This is a genomic window from Pseudonocardia sp. NPDC049154, from assembly GCF_040648315.1.
In the GTDB taxonomy this organism is placed as follows: Bacteria; Actinomycetota; Actinomycetes; order Mycobacteriales; family Pseudonocardiaceae; genus Pseudonocardia.
On record NZ_JBEZDN010000045.1, the window covers coordinates 1 to 21656 of the forward strand.

Sequence of the window (21656 nt, forward strand, 5' to 3'; positions counted from 1 at the left end):
TGCCGGTGACCCCGCTCCGGCGCCGCCCGGGCGCCCGCCCGGGCGTCGGCGAGCGCAAGGGTGTTGCCCGCCCAGGCCAGCAGCGACGGCGATCCGACCCGGCGGGCGAGCGCCGTCGCCTCGGCCAGCCGCTGCCGGCCGCCCGCGTGGTCGCCGAGCAGGTCGGTGACGCTGCCGAGGCGCACCGAGAGGTGGCACTGGGCGTGCGGCCACCCGCCCTGCACGGCCAGGAGCAGCGCGTCGCCGTAGCGGCGCGCGGCCCGGGTGAGGTCGCCCGCGACCTCGTCGAGGTAGCCGAGGACCTCCAGGGCGCGCATCCGGCCGGCCGCGTCGGGCAGGGACTCGAACACCGCGAGGGCCGCCGCCGCCCGGGCCTGGGCCTCGTCCGGACGCCCGGCCGCCAGCCGGACCCGGGCGTGGACCAGGTCGTCGAGCGCGGTGCCCCACGGGTCGCCGACCGCCTCGACCGCGGGCCGGGCGGCGTCGAGCAGGGCGGTGGCCCGGTCGGGCTCGCCGCGCTCGGCGTGCCGGTCGGCCAGGACGAGCACGGCGAGCCCGTCGACCGAGCTCTCCACCCGTCCGCCGGCGCCGGCGAGCGCGTCGAGCAGGGTGCGGACCTCGGCGAGCGCGGCGGGCTCGTCCCGGTCGTGCGCGGCGAGCGCCGCGGCCCACAGCCGGGCGGTCAGCGAGCCGGGGCGGTCGTCGAGGAGGTCGAGCAGCAGCCGGCGGCCGCGGCCCCGGTCGCCGGCGAGCCACCAGCCCCAGGCACAGCGCACCGCGAGGTCGAGCGCGGCCCGGCGGTGCCCGTGCCGCGCCAGCCAGCGGATCATGTCCGGCGGCTGCAGCACCCCCGGCCCCGCCGCCTCCGGCCGGGTCGACGACCGCTCGTCGGCCAGGATCCGGGCCTGCACCGCCCGCAGCTCCGGCGAGGGCTCCAGCCCGGCGGCCTCGGCCAGGACCCGGCGGGCCTGCTCGTAGCTGGCCAGGGCCTCCGCCCGGCGGCCGTCCCGGTCGAGCGCCTCGACCAGGACCGCGCGGGCGTGCTGGCGCAGCGGGTCCTCGGCGACGAGGGCCGCGGCGAGGTCGGCGGCCCCGGGAGCGTCGCCCGCGTCGAGGACCGCGCGGGCGTGCAGCTCCCGGGCCGTGACCAGCAGCTCCGCCAGGCGGGCGGCGGCCGGGGCGACCACCGCGCAGTCGGCCGTCCCCTCGTACGGCGCGCCGCGGACGAGGGCGAGTCCTTCCTCCAGCGCGGCCGCCGCCTCCTTCGGCGCAGCGCCGGCGAGCAGGCCACGGGCCCGGTCGAGGGCCTCCCGGAGCAGGTCGTCGTCGCCCTCCCCGGGGCCGGTCCGGAGCAGGTAGTGCCCGCCCTCGCGCACGATCCGGTCCGGTCCCACGAGCCGGCGCAGGTGCGAGATCCGGGCCTGCAGGGCGTTCGGGGTCCACCCGCCCGAGGCTCCCCACCCGGCCTCGGCGAGCACCTCCACCGGCACCGTGCGGTTCCGGCAGGCCAGCAGGGCGGCCAGGATCGCCCGGTCGCGGCGCCCGGTGAGCGTGATCGCGCGGCCCTCCCCGTCGCGCACCGCGAGCGGGCCGAGGACGAGGAACCGCGGGGTCACCGGACGGCCGCCGGCGCCGGGACCCCCATCGCGTTCGGGTACGGGACCGCCCCCGCCTCGACGACGGCCGCGGCCAGGGGTGTGAGCGCCGCGAGCAGCTCCTCGAGGGCCGCGTCGTCGAGCGCTGCGAGCGCGGGGGCGGCCGCGTCGTCCGTGCAGTGCTCGATCATCGCCCGGGCGTCGCGCCCCCGTGGGGTGATCGCACCGCCGGCGTCGAGCCAGCCCCGGGCCCGCAAGGCCTCCCCGGCGCCGGCCCACTCCGCTGGGCTCCAGCCCCGGTATTCGCGCTGGTCGGGGACGAGCGTCCCGAGCGCGGCGAGCAGCACGTGGGCCGCCGCGCCGTCGACGCCCGCCGCCACCAGCGCCGCCACGTGCCCGTCCCCCCGGTACTCGCGCAGCACGGTCGCAGCGTGCCACAGCCGGGCCAGATCGTCGGCGGGTTCGGGGAGCGCCGCATGAGCGGCCGCGAGGGCCCGCCCGCCGAACGACGGGGGCAGGGCCGCGCCGAGCATCGCGAGGGCTGGCCCGGGGTCCCAGTCCGCCGGCCGGACCCGCCCGAGCGCCGCCGCGGCCCCGGCCGTCCGCGCGGCGACGACCGCGGAGGGTTCCGCGACCTCCCACACCTCGGGCACGGCCCGTGCCACCATCCCCGGCGCGAAGCCGTGGAAGAGCGCCGTGACGACCGCCGCCGGCACCGGCCCCAGCGCCGCGGCGCGGGAGGCGAAGTAGCGGCGCCAGAACCCGCGCAGGCCCAGTCCGCCGAGCCGGTCGGCCGGCTCCGGGGCGAAGTAGACGACGGCGTGCACCGCCTCGATCACCCGCCACAGCTCGCGCTCCCGCGCCGCCCGGTCCATGAGCCACAGGTAGATCGGCCGGCCCGCCGCGGCAAGGGGCGGCGCCCGCGGACGTCAGCGTCGCGTCAGCCTGACGCCGGCCTGACGGCGCCGCGGCCGACCGTTGCCGGTCCCGGGGTCGCGGCCCTGACATGACCGGGTCGGTTCCTCCCGTCCGAACGGAGTTCCCGCCGTGCCCGTCCGGCCTCCCGCCGATCGCCCGGCCCGTCCGGTTCCCGTCGCGCCGACCGCCCACCGGATCACCGCGGCCACCTGCCCGGACGTCGTGGCGGTCGTCGACGCCTGCGATGCCCCATCCCTGGCCGCACGCTTCCTCGTCGCCGTCCCGCCGCCGCGGGCCGAGGTGCCGGCGCGGCTCGCCCGTCGGCACCTCCTGCCGGACTGCGTGGAGTACGTCGTCCCGCCGCGGGATGCCCGGTGAGCACCACCCGGCTCGGCTTCCTCGGCCTCGGGGGGATGGGCCGGCCGATGGCGGTGCGGCTCGCGCGGGCCGGGCACGATCTCGTCGTCTGGAACCGGACGGCCGCCCGCGCGGAGGCCGTGGTGGCCGCGGGTGCACGCCTGGCCGCGACGCCGGCCGAGGTCCTCGCCGACGCGGAGGTCGTCCTGGTGATGCTGGCCGACGAGGCCGCCGTCGACGCGGTCCTGGAGCGGGGCACGCCCGTGTTCGCCCACCTCGTCACGGGCCGCACGATCGTCCACACCGGAACGGTGTCCGCGTCCTGGTCGCAGGGGCTGGAGGCCGACGTCCGGGCCGCCGGCGGGCGGTACGTCGAGGCACCGGTCTCGGGCTCCCGCACCCCGGCCGAGGAGGGCGCGCTCGTCGGGATGCTCGCGGGCGACCCCGACGACGTCGCGCGGGTCCGGCCGCTCCTGGCCCCGCTGTGCGCCCGCATCGTGGAGTGCGGTCCGGTGCCCTCGGCGCTGCGGATGAAGTTCGCCGTGAACACCGTGCTGATCACGCTGGTCACCGGGCTGGCGGAGGCCTGGCGGCTCGCCGCCGCGCACGGCTTGGACCCGCGGCTCTTCATCGAGGTGCTCGACGCGGGCCCGATGGCGTCCCCCGTCTCGCGGGTCAAGCTCGGCAAGCTCCTGGTCGGGGACTTCGCCGCCCAGGCCGCGATCGACGACGTCCTCAAGAACTGCCGGCTGGTCCGCGGGTCGGCCCGCGAGGCGGGTTCCCCGGCCCCGCTGATGGACGCCTGCCTGCAGCTCTTCACCACCGCCGCGGACCTCGGCCTCGGCGGCGAGGACATGATCGCCGTCCTGCACGCCCTGGACGGGCGGGGCGAAGTGACAGGGCCGAGATCGACAGGGCCGAGATCGACAGGGCCGAGATCGACAGGGCCGAGATCGACAGGGCCGAGATCGACAGGGCCGTCAGCGACAGGACCATGAGCGACAGGGCCGAATTGACAGGGCCGACCGCGGCGATCAACCTGTGCTCGGCTGATCGCCGCGGCCGGGCGCGTCGCCGGTCCCGGCCGGCAAGCATGGTGCCGACGACGCGGTGCGGGTCGGGGTGGTGGCCCGGTGGAGCCGTCCGGTCCGAGCGGTCGGACGGCCCACCGTCACCCCGGGATCATCACGCGGCCGTGGCCTCCTGCGCGGCGGTCGCCGCCGGCTTCGCCACGAGCTTCCCGGCCAGCACGCTGCTCACGTACCCGAAGGCGCCGCCGACCAGGAACGAGATCAGCATGACCGTGAACGGGCCGGTCGGCAGCGAGAAGTCCGTGCCGGAGGCCCCGGTGAGCAGGCCGAACATCACGGTCGTGGCGAAGCCGAACACCGAGCCCGGCACGAAACCCAGCGCCGGCACCAGCGCCCCCAGGATGAACACGGCGGTGAGCCCGCCGACGATCACGCCGACCACGATCGGGCTCGTGGCGAGCCCGAGCAGGATCAGGGTCACCGTGCCGCACACGATGCCCCACACGTTGGCCGGCACCGACTTCGTCAGCGCGGCCCTGTCCCCACCGGCGGCGAAGTAGCTCGCCGCGCCGATGAACGTCGCCGGGACCATCAGTCCCAGCCCTCCCAGCGGACCCACGTACAGGTACGTGATCACCGCACCGATCACACCGATCACCAGAGCAAGGGCGACGGGCAGCCTCATACTGGAATCTCCTCGTACAGCTCGACGAGCACGACGACACACCACCGGACGGCGGGCGACGGTCCGAACGGACGAGTGAAGAGTGATCGCGGGTCCGTGCCGCGGCAATGGAGCCGGTCGACGCGTGACCGCATGTTTTCCGGTGGCAACCGTTCCGAAATGTCCACACCGGATCGAGGGAGGCGGGCGGCCCGGTGCCGTAGCGCAGAGTTTTCCCGGTGGTTACCGGCGGCTGTCAGCCGCGGGCCTCGCGGAGGTCCCCCCGCTCCAGCAGCCACGTCACCCCGAACCCGGCGAGCAGCCCCCAGAAGGCGCCGCCGATGTTCAGCACGGTCACGTCGGAGACGGTCACGACGAACGTCACCAGCGCGCCGAACGTGCACCGCGACCCGAACGCCGTGACGAACGCGGACTGCAGCACGCGCAGCATCGCGAGTCCGCCGAGGGTGGCCACGAAGGCCGGCGGCGCGGCCAGCATGAGCCGGGTGAACAGTGGCGCGAACAGGCCGAACACCATCGCCAGCAGGCCGCACGAGATCCCGGCGACGTAGTGCCGGTGCCGCTCGCCGGATGCGGTGAGCAGGGCGTTCGTGGGTCCGGTGAGGCAGGTCGACACCGCTCCGACGCCGGCGGTCAGCAGCGACCAGGCGCCGCACGCGATCGTGACGACGTTGACGGGCGGCTCGTGCCCGGCCGTCCGCAGCACGGCCACGCCCTGGCCGTTCTGCACCACCAGCACCGTGATCGCGAGCGGCAGGACGAGCTCGACCATCGCCTGCCAGGACCACTGCGGGGCCACGAGGACCGGCGCGGCCAGCCAGCCCGAGGCGCCCCCGCGCGGGTGGAAGCGGCCGGACACCGCCACCGCGACGACGCCGACGGCGAGTGCCCCGAGGATCGGCGGCACCTTCCGGCCCGCCGCGCCCCAGGCAGTGAGCAGGAGGAACACCGCGACCATGGGCGCGGCGACGAGGACGTCACCGGCCACCGACCTCACCAGCCCGGTCCCGAAGCTCAGGAAGACCCCGGCCACCATCGCCATCACGATCGGCATCGGCACGGCGGCCATCGCCCGGCGCACCCATCCGGACAGCCCGAGCAGCAGCATCAGCAGCCCGGTCGCGAAGTACGCGCCCACCACCTGCGGGAAGGTCAGGTGCGCGAGCGCCGGCCCGACCAGCACGGTGCCGGGGATCGTCCAGAAGAACGCGAGCGGCTGCCGGTAGAGCCAGCACGCGAGCGCGGTGAGGATCCCGTTGAGGAAGAACACCCCGAACAGCCACGAGGCCAGCTCGCGCTCGGAGAGCCCGCCCTGCACGCCCACCGCGAGGATGACCGCGACGGGCCCGGTCGCGGCGAAGACCAGCCCGATCAGCCCGTTCGCCACGTACTGCGGCCCCAGGTCCGCGAGCAGCCGGCGCGGCCCGGTGAGCGGGCGCGGCGGCCGCTCGACGCGCGGCGGGACGGCTGCGGTCGCTGGGGCCTGGACGTCGGGCGTGGCCACGGGGGCGCCTCCGTGCGGGTCGTACGGGTCGTGCTCCCCGGCGGGGCCGGCACCGCGACGGTACGTGGCCGGCCCCGCCGGAGCAGGTCGGCAGTAGACGAACTTCAGCGAGCGGTACGCGGCCAGGCCCCTCCGGGCCGAGCTCGCGGCCGATGCCGCTGTCCTTGATGCCACCGAACGGGGCGGCGGGGTCTGGCAGGTAGCGGTTGATCCCGACGGTGCCGGTGCGCACCTGCCTCGCGAGTTGGCGCAGGTGATGTCGAGGACACCGGCGGCCCGCCGGGTCGCCGGGTCGACGATCGGCAGGCCGTAGCAGGCGAACCGGCGGAAGGCCTCGAGGTAGTGCTCGGGCCCGTGCACCGCGATCCCGCCGCGGACCTCGCAGGCCGTGGCGATGGAGTTCGTGCCGGTGGCGGCCTCGGTGAAGCTCCGCCCCTCGACGACGCCGATCTCCTCCAACCGCGGCCGCACGGCCGGCCGGCCGAACCGGATGTCGACCAGCCGCGCCTCGTGGTCGGCGAGGATCAAGGTGTAGGGCGACCCGTCGAGCGCGGCCGCGAGGTCGCCGAGGACGGGCCCGGCGGCCCGGCGCAGCCTGCTGGCCGGGTCCACCGGGGCCACGTCCTCGGGATCGACGCGGCTGTCCGGCGCCAGCCCGCTCTCCCGGGCCCGGAACCAGGACGAGGCGATCTCGGGTCGCACGGATTCAGCCCACCGCCGGGTCGGGCAGGGCGTCGGGGTTCGCGGGCGCCGGGGCCGGCGCCGCCTGCCGGGCCGCCTTCGGCACCACGAGGGTGAGCAGCGCGCCCACGACGGCCAGCACGGTGAGCACGTAGAAGATCGAGTTCAGCGCCAGGCCGGAGGCGATCAGCAGGCCGCCGATCAGCGGGCCGCCGATGCCGCCGAGGCGGCCGAACCCGGCGCACCACGCCACGCCGGCGCCGCGCACGGACGTCCGGTAGTAGGTGGCCACGAACCCGTAGATCAGGATCTGCGTGCCGCTCGTGCCCAGGCCGACGACCGCGATGAACGCCAGGAGCAGGCCCACCGGGAAGTTGACGGTCAGCAGCGCGATCGCCACGGCACCCAGCAGGAAGGACCCGGCGACGACCGGCTTCGGGCCCATGCGGTCGGCGACCCGCGACGCGATCACCGCGCCGACCACCGCGCCGCCGTTGAGCACGAGCAGGAAGGCCAGCGAGCCCTTCGTGGAGTAGCCGGCGCGCCCCATGAGCTCCGGCAGCCAGGTGTTGAGCGCGTAGACCAGGAGCAGGCCGACGGCGCTGAGCAGGCCCAGCAGGATCGTGGGCACCAGGTAGGAGCGGCTGAGCAGGCCGGCGAAGCCCGCCCGCTCGCGCTCGGCGGGCGCGTCCGGCGTCGCGGCGGGCTTCTCCTCGAGCACCACGCCGGTCCGCTCGGCCACCGCGCGAGCCTCGTCGACGCGCCCGCGGGCGAGCAGCCAGGCGGGCGACTCCGGCATCTTGACCAGCGCCAGCGGCAGCAGCGTGACCAGGGGCAGCGCGCCGATCAGGAACATCCCGCGCCAGCCCACGGACTCGAGCAGCAGGATCGCCAGCAGCGCGGCGAGCAGGCTGCCGAGCGGCACACCGGAGTAGGTGATGGCGTTGCAGAGGTTCTTGCGGCCCTTCGGTGCGAACTCCGCGACCAGGGCGCCGGTGGTGGCCACCAGGGCGCCCACGCCGATGCCGGTGCCGAACCGGAGCAGGCCGAACAGGGTGGTGGTCGTGGTGATCGCGGTCAGGCCCATGCCGACGGAGAACCAGGCGTAGGCGGTGAGCATGACCTTGCGGCGGCCGATGATGTCGCCGACCGAGCCGGCCAGCAGCGCGCCGACCAGCACGCCGATCAGCGCGTAGCTGCCGAGCGCGCCGCCCATGGCGGGCGTGACGGCGCCGATCTGGCTCGGGTCGCGCAGGAACTGCGGCAGCACCGTGCCGTAGACGACGAGGTCGTAGCCGTCGAAGACGAGGCCGACGGTCGCGAGCGCGACGATCCAGGTGACGGTCCTGCGGCGGAGCACGTCCCGGGGGACGTCCCGCTTCTCCCTGACCGAGGTCATCGTTGTCTCCCGAGGGAAGAGGGCGTGCGGGGGCACCGGCGCCGGTCGACGCCGGTGTCGTACGACGTGCTGAAGTGCAGAGCGCGATGTGCAGGAGTGCAGAGCGCGGCGTACCGGAGTGCAGAGCGCGGCGTGCCGGAGTGCAGAGCGCGGAGTGCAGGGCGCCGTGCAGGGCGCGCCGTGCAGGGCGCGAAGTGCGCGGCGATGGCGCGGCGCGGTTGCGCCGGGCGGCCGGGGGCCGGTCCCCGGGAGTCGTCACCGGGGCCGGCCGCCGTGAGCCGCCGTTCGACCGTTGCGGATGGTCAGCCGAGGTGGACGTCCGACGGGTGGCCGGCGAGCGGCGTGACCGTCATCGTCATGTAGGGGAAGAGCGGCAGGCCCCAGAGGATCTGGTGAAGCTGCTCGTTGTCCTCGACCTCGAAGATCGAGAGGTTGGCGTACTCCCCGACGCAACGCCAGATGTTGCGCCAGTGCCCGGACCGCTGCCACTCCTGCGAGTAGGCCTTCTCCCGGGCGAGGAGGTCGGCGCGTGCCGCCGGGTCCATGTCCGGCGGCAGCGCCACGTCCATGCGGACGGCGAAGAGCTGGCTCATGCCTGCGGGTCCAGGGCGAAGTCGTAGGTGACCTCGTTGCCCTCACCCGACGCGGCCGGGGTCGGACGCAGGATCAGCTCCGGCTTTACGGCCTGGGCGACGTCGTCGTCGACGTAGGCGCCGCCGTCGAAGTACAGCTGGGTGGTGACGAGCTGCTTACCCGGCGCCGACACCTTGAGGTGCAGGTGGGCCGGGCGCCACGGGTGCCAGCCGGCGGCCTCGATGAGCTTGCCGCAGGAGCCGTCGGTCGGGATCTGGTAGGGCGCGGGCTGGATGGTGTGGAAGGCGAAGTGCCCGTCGGCGCCGGTGCGGATCTGCCCGCGCAGGTTCCACTCCGGGATGCCCGGGGCGAACTGCGAGTAGTAGCCGGCGTCGTCGGCGTGCCAGAGCTCGACCAGCGCGCCGTCGATCGGCGCTCCGTCGAGGTCGGTCACCGTGCCCTGGAACAGCAGCGGGGTGCCCGCCTCGTCCTCGCGCATCGGCAGCGTGGCCTCGCTCGCGGACTCCGGCGCACCGGGGATGTAGTACGGGCCCTCGATGGTGCCCACGGCGCCCTTGCGGTCGGCGTTGGCGACCTCCTCGACGACGTGCTCGACCCAGACGTCGAGGAACAGCGGCCACTCGCCGTTCTCGCCCACGCTGATCAGCCACGCCTTCAGGGCGTCGTACTCGGCGTAGGTCACCTGGTGCTTGCGGACGACCTCGTGCAGCGCGGCGATGGCGTCGGTCGCGATCGCCGAGACCCGGGCGTGGTCAACCGGCCCGGAGGCGCGCTCCTTGGCGGCGAACGCGGCGGTGGCGTTGCGCCCCGACCCTGCAGCCGTCGGGTTGGGCTCGGTGGGGTTGGGCTCGGTGGTGGTCATGGGTGTGTCTCCTGACGCGTCGGTGCGGTTCGGAAGGGTCAGTCCGTGCGGTAGTGCGCGAGCTTGTCGGGGTCGATCTCGATCCCGAGGCCCGGTCCCGGACGCACGGCCAGCTCCCCGCCGCGGATCTCCAGCGGCTCGGTGAGCAGGTCGTCGCTCATGTCCAGGAAGTTCGACAGCTCGCCGGCGCGCCGGGAGCTGTGCCGGTGCGCGGCACCGAAGGCGACGGTGCACGCGGTCCCGACCTGGCCGTCGATCTGGTTGCCCATCACGACCTCGACGCCCATCCCCTCGCACTGGTGGAGGATGCGCTGCGAGGTGTGGAACCCGGTGCGGGCGGTCTTGATGCTGATCATCGTCGCGGAACCGCCGAGCAGCTCGCGGGTGACCTCGCCGGGGGTCGTGGCGCTCTCGTCGGCCACGGTCGGGATGGTCGTCTGCGCGGTGAGCCAGCGCCGGCCCATCACGTCGTCCGCCGGGCAGAGCTCCTCGGACAGCGTGAGGTCCAGGTCGTCCATGGCGCGCAGGGCGCGGGCGGCCTCCGACGGCGTCCAGCCGCGGTTGCCGTCGACGTAGAGCTCCACGTCCGGGCCGAGGGCCGCGCGCAGCGCCCGGCAGGCGCCGACGTCGAGGGAGACCGGCCGGCGGCCCACCTTCACCTTGAACACGGTGATGCCGTAGGTGTCCCGGACGCGCTCGGCGTCGGCGACCATCGCCTCGTCCGAGGCGAAGCCGACCATGTGCGACACCCGCATCCGGTCGGTGAACCCGCCCAGCATCTGGGTCACCGGCAGGTCGAGGGTCCTGCCCAGGGCGTCCCACACCGCCATGTCCAGGGCGGCCTTGGCGGTGGGGTTGCCGACGGTGCGGTCCAGCCGCGCGTGCATGACCTCGCGCTCGAGCAGCGAGAGCCCCACGACCTCCGGGGCGAAGATCCGGTCGATCACGGCGACGATCGACTGCTGCGTCTCCCCGTAGGTGAACGGGCGCGGGGGCGCCTCCGCCACGCCGACGACGCCGTCGTCCGTGTGCACGCGGACCAGCACGTGCTCGGCGGTGTGCACCTCGCCGGAGGCGAAGCGCAGCGGCTTGCGGTACGGGATCGCGAAGGGGATCGCCTCGATGTGCGCGATCTTCATCGGGCCTCTCCGGGGTGGGCGGGGACGCGGTCGGGGTACGGGACGGCCGGGGGCTCGGGCGGCACGAAGCCGTTGGCCTCCAGGACCTCCACCAGCCGCGCGAGGGCGGGATTCACCTCGTCCGCCCGCCAGGCGAGCGCGAGGTCGACATGGGGCGCTTCGGAAGCAGGGCCGTCGGCAGTGCGGTCAGCGCCGTCGGTGCCGGGGCCGCCGGGGGCGATCGGCACGTACCGCACGCCGTCGACGCGCAGGGCGAGCGCGGACTCGGGCAGCAGCGCGACGCCGAGCCCGGCAGCCACGAGGGTGAGCATGACCGAGGTCTCGGCGACCTCGTGGCTGCGCCGGGGCAGGAAGCCGGCGCCGAGGCAGGCCTGCGTCACGGCGGCGTCGACCACCGAGTCCCGGGCGCCGTAGACGACGAAGTCCTCGTCGCGCAGCTCGTGCAGCCGGACGGGCTCGTCGCCGGCCAGGCGGTGCCGGGCCGGCACCACGAGCGTCAGCCGCTCCCGGGCGACGGGCCGGGACGCCAGGCCCGGGCGGCGCAGCGGCGGGCGCAGCACGGCGAGGTCGATGCGGTCCTCCGCGAGCGCCTCCTCCTGCGCGGGCGTGAGCAGGTCGGGAACGTAACGGAGGATCAGGCCGGGCAGCTCCCGGGCGGCGATCCGGGCCAGCTGCGGCAGCTGCTTGTAGGCCGCGAGGCCGGTGCAGCCGACCCGGAGCAGGCCGCTGTGCCCGTCGCCGATGCGCTGCACGCGCTCCCGGGCCGCCTCGACCGAGTCGAGGATCCGCAGCGCGTCCCGCAGGAAGGCCTCGCCGGCGGGGGTGAGGTCGACGCGGCGGGTCGTGCGGTTGAACAGGGTGGCGCCGACCTGGGCCTCGAGCTGGCGGATGGCCTGCGAGAGCGGCGACTGCGCCATGTGCAGGCGCTCGGCGGCCTGGCCGAAGTGCCGCGTCTCGGCGACCGTGACGAAGTAGCGCAGCTGGCGGATCTCCATGCCGCTCTCCCTCCGTCGGGTCCCCACCGGGCTCTCCGGTGTCGGGCCTCCACGGTAGGACCGGCGACCAGCACACACAAAGACCTAGTACAGCTTCATTGAGACATCAGATGTCTGAAAAAGTGCTGGGTCAGAACTAGGCAGAGTGCTGACGCGAAGCGATCGGCCTCCCGGAGACAGTCGGTGCCGGTTCCGAACTCGACTCACCGCCGACTCGACCGGGAGGCCCTCCCATGACCGCCACCGCCGACGTGTCCCACTCCCGGGTGCGCACGGTCGTCGACAGCAGCGTCGTCGAAGACCCCGCCGCCGGGGTCTACCGCGCCAACCGCCGCATCTTCACCGACGAGGAGATCTTCGAGCTGGAGATGCGGCACATCTTCGAAGGCAACTGGGTCTACCTGGCCCACGAGAGCCAGGTCCCGAACCCCGGCGACTACTTCACGACCTACATCGGCCGCCAGCCCGTGGTCATCACCCGCGGCAAGAACGGCGAGCTGCACTGCCTGATCAACGCGTGCGCACACCGCGGCGCGATGCTGTGCCGCCGCAAGACCGACAACCGGATGACCCTGACCTGCCCGTTCCACGGCTGGACCTTCCGCAACGACGGCAAGCTCCTCAAGGTCAAGGACCCCGACGGCGCCGGCTACCCGGACACGTTCGACGTCGACGGCTCGCACGACCTCACCCGCGTCGCCCGCTTCGACTCCTACCGCGGCTTCCTGTTCGGCAGCCTCAACGCGGACGTCGTGCCGCTCGACGAGCACCTCGGCGACACCGTGAAGGTGATCGACATGCTCGTCGACCAGTCCCCCGAGGGGTGCGAGGTGCTGCGCGGCAGCTCCACGTACACCTTCGACGGCAACTGGAAGGTCCAGGCGGAGAACGGCGCCGACGGCTACCACGTCTCGGCCACCCACTGGAACTACGCCGCCACCACCTCGCGGCGCGGCACGGGCGAGTCGAAGAACTCCACCAAGGCGCTCGACGCCGGCGGCTGGGGCAAGTCCGGCGGCGGCTACTGGTCCTACCCCCACGGCCACCTCTGCCTGTGGACCTGGGCGGCGAACCCGCAGGACCGCCCGCTGTGGGACCGGATGGACGAGCTCAAGGAGCAGTTCGGCGACGCCAAGGGCGAGTTCATGGTCAAGGGCAGCCGCAACCTGTGTCTCTACCCGAACGTCTACCTGATGGACCAGTTCTCCACGCAGATCCGGCACTTCCGGCCGATCGCGCCGGACAAGACCGAGGTCACCATCTGGTGCATCGCGCCCAAGGGCGAGAGCGCCGAGGCCCGCGCGCACCGGATCCGCCAGTACGAGGACTTCTTCAACGCCTCGGGCATGGCCACCCCCGACGACCTGGAGGAGTTCCGCTCCTGCCAGCTCACCTTCCGGGCCACCGCCGCGCCGTGGAACGACATGAGCCGTGGTGCGGAGCACTGGCTCACCGGCCCGGACGAGGTCGCGAGGTCGCTGGGCATGGACGGCGTGATCTCCGCCGGCATGCGCAACGAGGACGAGGGCCTCTACCCGGTCCAGCACGGCTACTGGCGGCAGACCATGCTCGCCGCCCTCGCGAAGGAGGAGGAGCAGGCATGACCACGGTGGAGCCCCGCGTGATCACCCAGAACACGATCGAGCAGTTCCTCTACCGCGAGGCGCGCTACCTCGACGACCGCGAGTTCGAGAAGTGGCTCGAGTGCTACGCCGACGACGTCGTCTACTGGATGCCCTCCTGGGGCGACGACGACAGGCTCACCGAGGACCCGCAGCGCGACATCTCGCTCGTCTACTACGACAACAAGGGCGGCCTCGAGGACCGGGTCTTCCGGATCCGCACCGAGCGCTCCAGCGCCACCTCGCTGCCCGAGCCGCGGACCAGCCACAACATCAGCAACGTCGAGGTGATCGAGCGCCGCGGCGACCTGGTGGACGTGCGCTTCAACTGGCACACCATGTACTTCCGGTACAAGACCGTGGACCCGTACTACGGCACGTCGTTCTACACGATCGACTTCTCCGGCGAGTCCCCGCTCATCCGCCGCAAGACCGTGGTGCTGAAGAACGACTACATCCACCACGTGGTCGACGTCTACCACTTCTAGGAGGGGAGCCATGGCCGCCACCCACAGCGTGGCGCTCTCCTTCGAGGACGGCGTCACCAAGTTCATCACCTGCGCCGAGGACCAGACCGTCGCCGACGCGTCGTACCGGTCCCGGATCAACATCCCGATGGACTGCCGCGACGGCGTCTGCGGCACCTGCAAGGCGCTCTGCGAGTCCGGCGAGTTCGACGGCGGCAGCTACCTGCCCGACGCGCTCTCGCCCGACGAGGAGCGCGACGGCTACGTCCTTACCTGCCAGCTGAAGCCGCGGTCCGAGCTGGTCCTGCAGATCGCGTCGACCTCGGCCGTCGCGAAGACCGGCGCCGCGACCCACCGCGGCACGGTCACCGGGCTGGACCGGCTCTCGCCGACCACCGTCGCGCTGACGATCGGGATCACCGACCGGGAGAAGCTCGCCTTCCTGCCCGGCCAGTACGTCAACATCGCCGTGCCCGGGACGGACGAGTCCCGCTCGTACTCGTTCAGCAACGGACCGACCGAGGACGCCCTGACCTTCCTGGTCAAGCTCACCCCGGGCGGGGTCATGTCGACCTGGCTCGACGAGCGGGCGCAGGTCGGCGACGACATCTCCTTCACCGGCCCGCACGGCAGCTTCTTCCTCCGTGACTCCTCTCCCGGCAGCGAGTCGGCCGACCCACTGCTGCTGCTCGCCGGCGGGACCGGGCTGGCCCCGATCCTGTCGATCCTGCGCACGCTCGACGCGCTCGGCAGCGACCGGCCGGTGCACCTGCTCTACGGGGCGACGACCGACGCGGACGTCGTCGAGCTGGAGACGATCGAGCGGCTGGCCGGGTCGCTGCCCAACCTGACCTGGGATCACTGCGTCGCGGACAAGAACACCACGGCGAAGAACCAGGGCTACGTGACCTCGCTGATCGAGCCGGAGCACCTGCACGACGGCGCCACCGCCGTCTACCTGTGCGGGCCGCCGGCGATGGTCGACGCGGTGCGGGGCCACTTCTCGGACCGGGGCATCACGCCCGGCGGGTTCTACTACGAGAAGTTCGCGCTGGCCGCGGCGGCGAAGGACACTGCAGCCACGGACACCGAGGAGCAGGTTCCCGAGGCCGGCGAGGAGCACCCCGCGGCCGAGGAGGAGCCGGCGGTCGTCCCGGTCGCGGACGTGGAGGACCTGCTGGTCCTCGCCGGGGAGGGCCGTGCCGTCGTCGGGCAGGCCCTGCTGCCCGCGGGAGCCGGAGCCGAGCTCACGGCCCTCGCCGCCCGGCCGCAGGTGTCCGCCGACCACGGGCGGGGCCTCTGCGGGCAGGAGCTGTTCCCCGCCGCGCTGCCCGAGGGCGACGCCCGCCCGCTCGACCCCGACGAGGCGCTCGTCGTCGCCGGCGATCGCGGGACGACGGGGCAGGAGATCTTCCCGGCCACGGACCTCGCGCCGCTGCACGGGGCAGCCACGCCGGCCTCGACACCGACACCGACACCGACACCGACACCGGCCGCCCTGCCGCCCGCCGCGGTGAGCGACGACGGGTACGAGATCGGCGAGGAGCACCCGTCCGTCCACGAGTCCGACGCGATCTTCGACGCCCGCCGCGCCCTGGAGCTCGGCGCGCTCGAGCTCGTCGTCGGGCGGCTGACCTCGCAGCAGGTCACCGGGTACCGGGTACTGGCCGAGGCCACGCTCCCGTACGTCGAGGACGACCGGTTCGTCGACGCCGCCGGCTACACCGAGGCCAACGCGGCCTTCCACGACTACCTGTTCACGCTCACCGGCAACGAGCACCTCTCGCAGGCCTACACCGCGCTCGGGGTCAAGGGGCACATGGAGCAGTCGCTGCGCACCGCCACCTGGTGCCACCCGCGCTGCACCCAGGACCACCTGGACATCGTCGACGCGATCGAGGCCGGGGACCGCGAGCGCGCCCGCCGGCTGATCGGCGAGCACGCCGACCGGTCCAAGGAGACGACGCGGCGGGCCATGGCCGACAACGCCGCCGCCCGTCGTCCCCGCTTCGTGACGCCGGGCCGCTTCGACCGCAAGGTCGTCGTGGTCACCGGGGCCGCGCAGGGCATCGGCCGGGCCGTCGCCGAGCGCGCCGCGGCCGAGGGCGGGCAGCTTGTACTGCTCGACCGGTCCCCGCTGGTGCACGAGGTCGCCGAGGGCCTGCTCGCCGACGGCGCGAAGGCCCTCGCGCTCGAGGCCGACCTGGAGGACTACGCCTCCGCCGACGCTGCGCTGCGCGAGGCCGCGAGCTGGCAGGGCACGGTCGACGTGCTGGTGAACAACGTCGGCGGCGCGATCAACTTCAAGCCGTTCACCGAGTTCACCGAGGCCGAGATCGCCGCGGAGATCCGCCGGTCGCTCATGCCGACGCTGTACTGCTGCCGGGCGGTGCTGCCGTCCATGGTGGAGCGCGGCGGCGGCGTGATCGTCAACGTCTCGTCGGCGGCCACCCGGGGCGTCCACCGGATCCCCTACTCGGCGGCCAAGGGCGGGATCAACGCGCTCACGGCGTCGCTCGCGTTCGAGTACGCCGACCGGGGCGTGCGGGTCGTCGCGACCGCGCCGGGCGGCACGGAGGCGCCGCCGCGCCGGATCTCCCGGGGCACCCCGGAGGCCCGGTCGGAGCGGGAGAAGGCCTGGTTCCAGGCGCACATCGACCAGACGCTCGGGTCGTCGTTCCTGGGCCGGTACGGCACGCTCGACGAGCAGGCCGCGGCCATCCTGTTCCTGGCATCGGACGAGGCGTCGTACATCACCGGGTCGGTGCTGCCGGTCGCCGGCGGCGACCTGGGGTGAGCCGCCTTCTACGGTGACGGCATGAGCAGGCGGGTCGGCGACGGTGGCGGCGGGCACGGCGGGGAGCCGGCGCACGTCGTCGGGCAGGAGGCGGAGTCCGCCCGGCTCGAGGCGGCGCTGGCCGACGCCGCCGCCGGCACCCCGGCCGTCGTCGTGCTGGAGGGCGTGCCCGGGATCGGGAAGACGACGCTGCTGCGGCGCTTCCTCGCCCGCCGACCCGCCCTCGCGTCCGTGCAGGCCGAGGGCCTGGCGTGGGAGGCGGGGCGGCCGGGTGCGCTGGTCCGGCGGCTGGGTGGTGGGCTCCCGTCCGAGGGGCCCGTCGATCCCGGCGCCTGGGGCGAGGCCCTGGCCGCCTGCTGGCGGACCCGCGCCGCGGAGGACCCGTTCGCGGTGCTGATCGACGACGCGCACGCCGCCGACCCGGCCTCGCTGCAGGCGGTGGCGTCGGCCGTCGTCCGGGTGACCGAGGCCCGCCTGCTGGTCGTGCTCGCCGCCCGGACCGGCGCGGACACCCCGGCCCACCCGGACACCCGGGACGTCCTCGACCGGCTGCCCGGCCGGCGGATCCGGGTGGCACCCCTGACCCCCGAGCAGACCCGGCTGCTGGCCGCCCGCGCCGCGGGCATCGACCTGCCGGTCCCGGTGGCCCGCCGGCTGTGCGAGCACACCGGCGGAGTGGCCCGGTACCTGCTGGAGATCCTGCGCGACAGCCCGCCGATGCGGTGGTCGGACTGGCAGACGCGGCTGCCCGCGCCCACCTCCGTGCGGCAGCGCGTCGAGACCGCCCTCGACGCCGCGTCGCCGCCGACCCGCGCACTCGTCGAGGCCGCCGCCGTCCTCGGCAACACCCCGATCCTCGCCGAGGCGGCCGAGCTGGGTGGCGTCGCGGACCCCATCGCCGCACTCGACGAGGCCTTCGCCGCCGGCCTCCTCTCCCCCGCCGCGGGACACGGACTGGACACGCTGACCTTCCCCGGGCGCTTCGTGCGCGGCGCCGTGCACGCCACGCTCGCCCCCGCCCGCCGCCACGACCTGCACCAGAGCGCCGCCGCCGTCGTCCGGGACGAGACCGAGCGGCTCCGGCACCGGGTCGAGGCCACCCCGCTGCCCGACGCCGCCCTGGCCGACGAGCTGCTCGACCTGGCCCGCCGCAAGGCGGACGAGGGCGCGTGGGCGGTGGTCGCCGGGGCGCTCATCGACGCCAGCCGGATCAGCCCGAGCCGCGCCGACCGGGAGGACCGGCTGCTCCAGGCCGTCGACGCCCTCACCGGGGCCGGGCTGCTCGGGCAGGCGGTCGACGCGTTGTCCGACGTCGAGGCCCTGCCGCCGGGCGCCCGGCGCGACGCCGTCCTGGCCTACGTCGCCATCCAGCGCGGCCGCCGCGCCGAGGCCACCTCCTACCTCGACAGCGCCTGGCGCAGCCGCGGGACCGACCGGGCCACCGCGGCGCGGGTCTGTCAGCGGCACGTGCTCCACGCCCTCGCCGACTGGGACGGTGCGCAGCTGGTCCGCTGGGCCGGGCGGGCGATCGAGCACGCCGAACCGGGCTCGCCGGCGGCGGTGGAGACGCGCGCGATCGTCGGGCTCGGGTACGCCGCGCAGGGCGAGATCGAGGAGGCGTTCACGGCGTACCGGGCGGCGACCCGGGAGAGCCCGGCCGGCCCGCAGCACCAGCGGGCGCGGATGGGACTGGGCTGGCTGCTGCTGGCGCAGGACGAGCCCGAGGCCGCCCGGCGGGAGCTGGAGTACGCGGTCGCCGGCTTCCGGCAGGGCGGGTCGAACCGGATCCTGCTGTGGGCGCTGTGCTGGCTGGCCCGCACGCGGTTCGCGCTCGGCGACTGGTCCGGCGCGCTGCAGAACGTCGACCAGGCCCGGCTGCTGCTCGGCGCCACGGACCTGGAGCTCCTCCGGCCGCTGGTGCACTGGACGGGCGCGCAGGTCCACGCCCTGCGCGGCGACACCGAGGAGGCCGCCCGGCACGTCGAGCTGGGCACGGCCGCCGAGCACGACTACGTCGTCATGACGGTGCCGGCCCTGCTCGCCCGCGCGCACGTGGCCGAGGCCGCCTCGGACTACGACGCCGTCGTCCGGCACCTCGCCCCGCTCGCCACCCGGACCCCGCGCGGCGGGCTCGACGAACCCGGCTTCTGGGCCTGGCACGACCTGTACGCCAACGCCCTCGTCGTGACCGACCGGCTCGGCGAGGCGGACGAGTTCCTGCGCCCGCTCGAGGAGCTCGTCCGACGCCGCGGGCACCGGTCCGCAGCGGCCCGGCTCGGCTACGTCCGCGGCCGGCTGCTCGGCGTACGGGGCGACACGGCCGCCGCGGAGGAGGCGTTCGTGGACGCCCGGGCCCGGCTGGAGGGCCTGCCGCTGCCCTACGAGAAGGCGCGCGTCGACTTCGCGCACGGCATGATCCTGCGCCGGGCGGGCCGGCGGCGGGACGCGGCCGCGGTCCTCACCGCGGCACGGCAGCGGTTCGCCGCCCTCGGCGCGCGGGTCTACGTGGAGCGCTGCGACCGGGAGCTCAAGACCGGCCGGCCCGGCTCCCGCCTGCACGACAACGACCTCGACGCCCTCACCGAGCAGGAGCGGACGGTCGCGGGCCTGGTGGCGGGCGGCATGACCAACAAGGAGGTCGCCGCCGAGATGCTGTTGTCGGTCAAGACCGTCCAGTTCCACCTCACACGCACCTACGCGAAGCTCGGGGTGCGGTCGCGCTCGGAGCTCGCGGCGCACTTCCCGCGGAACATCGGCTGAGCCCGCGGAGCATCGGCTGAGCCCCGGTGCGGTGGACGGGGCCGAGCGCCGTTGCCGTGCCGCGCCGCGCGGTCCTACGGTGCGCCCATGGCAGCCCACGGGCACGGGCACGGCGTGGGGGTCGGCACCGACCGGCGGTGGCTCGGCCTGGCGCTGGCGCTGATCCTCGTGTTCATGGTCGGGGAGTTCGTCGTCGGCCTGCTCGCGGGCTCGCTGGCGCTGATCTCCGACTCGGCGCACATGCTCACCGACGCCGCGTCCCTCGTCCTCGCGCTCGTCGCGATCCGGCTCGCGGCCCGTCCCGCCCGGGGCGGCTACACCTACGGCCTGTTGCGCGCGGAGATCCTCTCGGCGCAGGCCAACGGGATCACGTTGCTGCTGCTCGCGGTGTGGTTCGTGTACGAGGGCATCGAGCGGCTGCTGTCGCCGCCGGAGGTGGCGGGCCTGCTCGTGCTGGTCACGGCGCTGGTGGGGATCGTCGTCAACCTGGCCGCGACGTGGTGCATCAGCCGCGCGGACCGGTCGAGCCTCAACGTCGAGGGCGCGTTCCAGCACATCCTCAACGATCTCTTCGCCTTCCTCGCGACGGCGGTGGCCGGGGTCGTCGTCGTGCTCACCGGGTTCGACCGGGCCGACGCGATCGCGGCCCTCGTCGTCGCCGCGCTGATGATCAAGGCGGGGTGGGGCCTGGTGCGCGCGTCCGGGCGGATCTTCCTCGAGGCCGCGCCACGGGACGTCGACCCCGACGCGCTCGGTGCCCGGCTCGCCGGGATGGCGGGCGTCGCCGAGGTCCACGACCTGCACGTCTGGGAGATCACCTCCGGGCAGGCCGCGCTCTCCGCGCACGTCCTCGTCCGGCCCGAGGCCGACTGCCACGACGTGCAGCGGGCGATCGAGGTCGTGCTGCGCGAGGAGCACGGCCTGTCGCACACGACGTTGCAGGTGGACCACTGCGAGGACGAGTCGCCGGACGTCCACTGCGCCGATCCGCACGGGCCGGTGCACCTCGGCGGACAGGTGGGGGACGCCACGCCCTGAGGTCCGCTCTTCCTCCACGCCCGGTCGGTCGTTTAACGTTCGTTCGTTCAGGCCGCGAGGAGGACCGCAATGCCGGTGGAGATCGACCGCCCGCGAGAGGGCGTCGTCCAGCTCACTCTCAACCGCCCCGACCAGCTCAACGCGCTCGACGCCGGCACGGTCGCGGAGCTCACGACCGTCTTCGCCGAGATCGGCACCGACCCGTCGTGCCGGGTGGTGATCCTGACGGGCGCGGGTCGCGGCTTCTGCGCCGGGCTCGACCTCGCCCACTACGACGACGAGCCCCACCCGCCGGCCCGGCAGCGGCACCCGATCGACGGGCTGACGCGGCAGCGCCAGATCGCCAACCTCGCCGTCTCGCTGCACCAGCTCCCCCAGCCGGTCATCGCCGCGATCAACGGCCCCGCCGCGGGTGGCGGCCTCGCCCTCGCCCTCGCCAGCGACATCCGCATGGCGTCGCCCTCGGCGCTGTTCGCCGTCGGGTTCATCCGGGCCGGCTTCTCCGCGTGCGACATCGGCCTGTCCTGGCTGCTCCCCCGGATCGTCGGGACCGGACGCGCCCACGAGCTGATGCTCACCGGCCGCCGCTGCTCCGCCGAGGAGGCCTACCGGATCGGCCTGGTCACCCAGCTCGTCGACCCCGCCGAGCTGCTCGAGGCCGCCTACGCCGAGGCCGCCGAGATCATGCTCAACCCGCCCTTCTCGGTGGAGATGACCAAGCAGGGCATGTGGGCCTCCGTCGAGAACCCCAGCTTCGTCGGGGCGGTGGAGTTCGAGAACCGCCAGCAGATCCTCACCGCCCTCACCGAGGACCGGGACGAGGCCACCCGCGCATTCCTGGAGAAGCGACCGCCGGTGTACCAGCGGTTCTGAGGGGTGGCGGTGGGTCGGTCGAGGAGTTCTTGCGCGAGTCGGCAGTGTCGGGACACCGAGTCGGCGATGCCGGTAGGTCGGCGCCGCCGGGTTGGCCGTGGCCGGGCGTAGCCGACGGCGGCGAGCTGGTCGTGGCGAATGCGCGATCCGTGCGACGGCTGCCTTGCGCTGTTCCAGGGACTCACGCTGGGTCAAGATGCCCGGCGACGCGTTCACCGAACGGTCCGGCTCGGTCGCGAATGTCGCCGATGGACGCAGCAGGTGCTTGTGGACAGACGTTGCGGGCGCCCGAAACTGTCGGTCCTCGCATGTATGTTCGGTCCGTGCCGTCGACCGGGG

General features: G+C 74.4%; 17 protein-coding genes and 1 pseudogene. 8 read left to right on the forward strand and 10 right to left on the reverse strand.

Annotated elements, in window-relative coordinates; genetic code table 11:
* Both AB0B41_RS21330 and AB0B41_RS21335 read right to left on the reverse strand, forming a co-directional pair.
* Window positions 1-1616 (reverse strand): BTAD domain-containing putative transcriptional regulator (locus AB0B41_RS21330; RefSeq protein ID WP_358205848.1); only part of this gene is annotated, 1616 nt, incomplete at its 3' end.
* Entirely contained in the window at window positions 1613-2470 is an 858-nt protein-coding gene (locus tag AB0B41_RS21335; protein WP_358205850.1) for a hypothetical protein, read from the reverse strand. The genes AB0B41_RS21335 and AB0B41_RS21330, both read right to left, overlap by 4 nt.
* A gap of 172 nt (window positions 2471-2642) precedes the next feature.
* On the opposite strand from AB0B41_RS21335, the gene AB0B41_RS21340 reads away from it, so the two are divergent.
* Both AB0B41_RS21340 and AB0B41_RS21345 read left to right on the forward strand, forming a co-directional pair.
* Complete coding sequence (locus tag AB0B41_RS21340) at window positions 2643-2891, forward strand: hypothetical protein (RefSeq protein WP_358205852.1); 249 nt, start codon at window positions 2643-2645, stop codon at window positions 2889-2891.
* The gene (locus AB0B41_RS21345) at window positions 2888-3868 is read left to right on the forward strand and encodes an NAD(P)-binding domain-containing protein (protein WP_358205854.1); all 981 of its coding nucleotides are present in this window, start codon (window positions 2888-2890) and stop codon (window positions 3866-3868) included. The genes AB0B41_RS21340 and AB0B41_RS21345 overlap by 4 nt, the downstream gene beginning before the upstream one ends.
* Window positions 3869-4055: 187 nt before the next feature.
* Here AB0B41_RS21345 and AB0B41_RS21350 read toward each other — a convergent pair whose 3' ends face one another.
* The 8 genes and pseudogenes from AB0B41_RS21350 to AB0B41_RS21385 all read right to left on the reverse strand — a co-directional run bounded on the left by AB0B41_RS21350 (window position 4056) and on the right by AB0B41_RS21385 (window position 11760).
* Window positions 4056-4586 (reverse strand): DUF1097 domain-containing protein, encoded by a 531-nt coding sequence (locus tag AB0B41_RS21350; protein WP_358205857.1) that lies wholly within the window; start codon window positions 4584-4586, stop codon window positions 4056-4058.
* Window positions 4587-4821: 235 nt separating this feature from the next.
* Entirely contained in the window at window positions 4822-6264 is a 1443-nt protein-coding gene (locus AB0B41_RS21355; RefSeq protein WP_358205937.1) for a benzoate/H(+) symporter BenE family transporter, read from the reverse strand.
* 13 nt (window positions 6265-6277) lie between these two features.
* Window positions 6278-6322, reverse strand: a pseudogene (locus tag AB0B41_RS21360) (hypothetical protein); the annotation flags it as partial.
* Between the two features lie 474 nt (window positions 6323-6796).
* Window positions 6797-8170: an MFS transporter gene (locus AB0B41_RS21365; RefSeq protein ID WP_358205859.1), complete on the reverse strand. Its 1374-nt coding sequence runs from the start codon at window positions 8168-8170 to the stop codon at window positions 6797-6799.
* A 302-nt stretch (window positions 8171-8472) separates the two neighbouring features.
* Window positions 8473-8763, reverse strand: a complete 291-nt coding sequence (gene catC, locus AB0B41_RS21370) for a muconolactone Delta-isomerase (RefSeq protein ID WP_358205862.1) — start codon at window positions 8761-8763, stop codon at window positions 8473-8475.
* Entirely contained in the window at window positions 8760-9626 is an 867-nt protein-coding gene (gene catA / locus AB0B41_RS21375) for a catechol 1,2-dioxygenase (RefSeq protein WP_358205864.1), read from the reverse strand. The genes catC and catA overlap by 4 nt, the downstream gene beginning before the upstream one ends.
* Window positions 9627-9664: 38 nt before the next feature.
* Window positions 9665-10765 carry an enolase C-terminal domain-like protein gene (locus AB0B41_RS21380; protein WP_358205866.1) on the reverse strand — a complete coding sequence of 367 codons (1101 nt, stop codon included), beginning with the start codon at window positions 10763-10765 and terminating at the stop codon, window positions 9665-9667.
* On the reverse strand, window positions 10762-11760 hold the full coding sequence (locus AB0B41_RS21385; RefSeq protein ID WP_358205868.1) for a LysR substrate-binding domain-containing protein: 999 nt from the start codon (window positions 11758-11760) through the stop codon (window positions 10762-10764). Before AB0B41_RS21385 ends, AB0B41_RS21380 begins: the two co-directional genes overlap by 4 nt.
* Window positions 11761-11993: 233 nt before the next feature.
* Between AB0B41_RS21385 and benA the strand changes: the two genes are divergently transcribed.
* From benA to AB0B41_RS21415, 6 genes are all read left to right on the forward strand, one after another.
* Complete coding sequence (gene benA / locus AB0B41_RS21390; protein WP_358205871.1) at window positions 11994-13364, forward strand: benzoate 1,2-dioxygenase large subunit; 1371 nt, start codon at window positions 11994-11996, stop codon at window positions 13362-13364.
* Window positions 13361-13870: a benzoate 1,2-dioxygenase small subunit gene (gene benB / locus AB0B41_RS21395; protein ID WP_358205872.1), complete on the forward strand. Its 510-nt coding sequence runs from the start codon at window positions 13361-13363 to the stop codon at window positions 13868-13870. The genes benA and benB overlap by 4 nt, the downstream gene beginning before the upstream one ends.
* Before the next feature lie 10 nt (window positions 13871-13880).
* A complete protein-coding gene (benC, locus tag AB0B41_RS21400) occupies window positions 13881-16646 on the forward strand; it encodes a benzoate 1,2-dioxygenase electron transfer component BenC (protein WP_358205874.1) in 2766 nt (921 codons plus the stop codon).
* A 21-nt stretch (window positions 16647-16667) separates the two neighbouring features.
* Complete coding sequence (locus AB0B41_RS21405; protein ID WP_358205876.1) at window positions 16668-19406, forward strand: LuxR C-terminal-related transcriptional regulator; 2739 nt, start codon at window positions 16668-16670, stop codon at window positions 19404-19406.
* 87 nt (window positions 19407-19493) lie between these two features.
* Window positions 19494-20444: a cation diffusion facilitator family transporter gene (locus AB0B41_RS21410; protein WP_358205879.1), complete on the forward strand. Its 951-nt coding sequence runs from the start codon at window positions 19494-19496 to the stop codon at window positions 20442-20444.
* 69 nt (window positions 20445-20513) lie between these two features.
* Complete coding sequence (locus AB0B41_RS21415) at window positions 20514-21317, forward strand: enoyl-CoA hydratase/isomerase family protein (protein ID WP_358205881.1); 804 nt, start codon at window positions 20514-20516, stop codon at window positions 21315-21317.
* Window positions 21318-21656 lie beyond the last annotated feature (339 nt).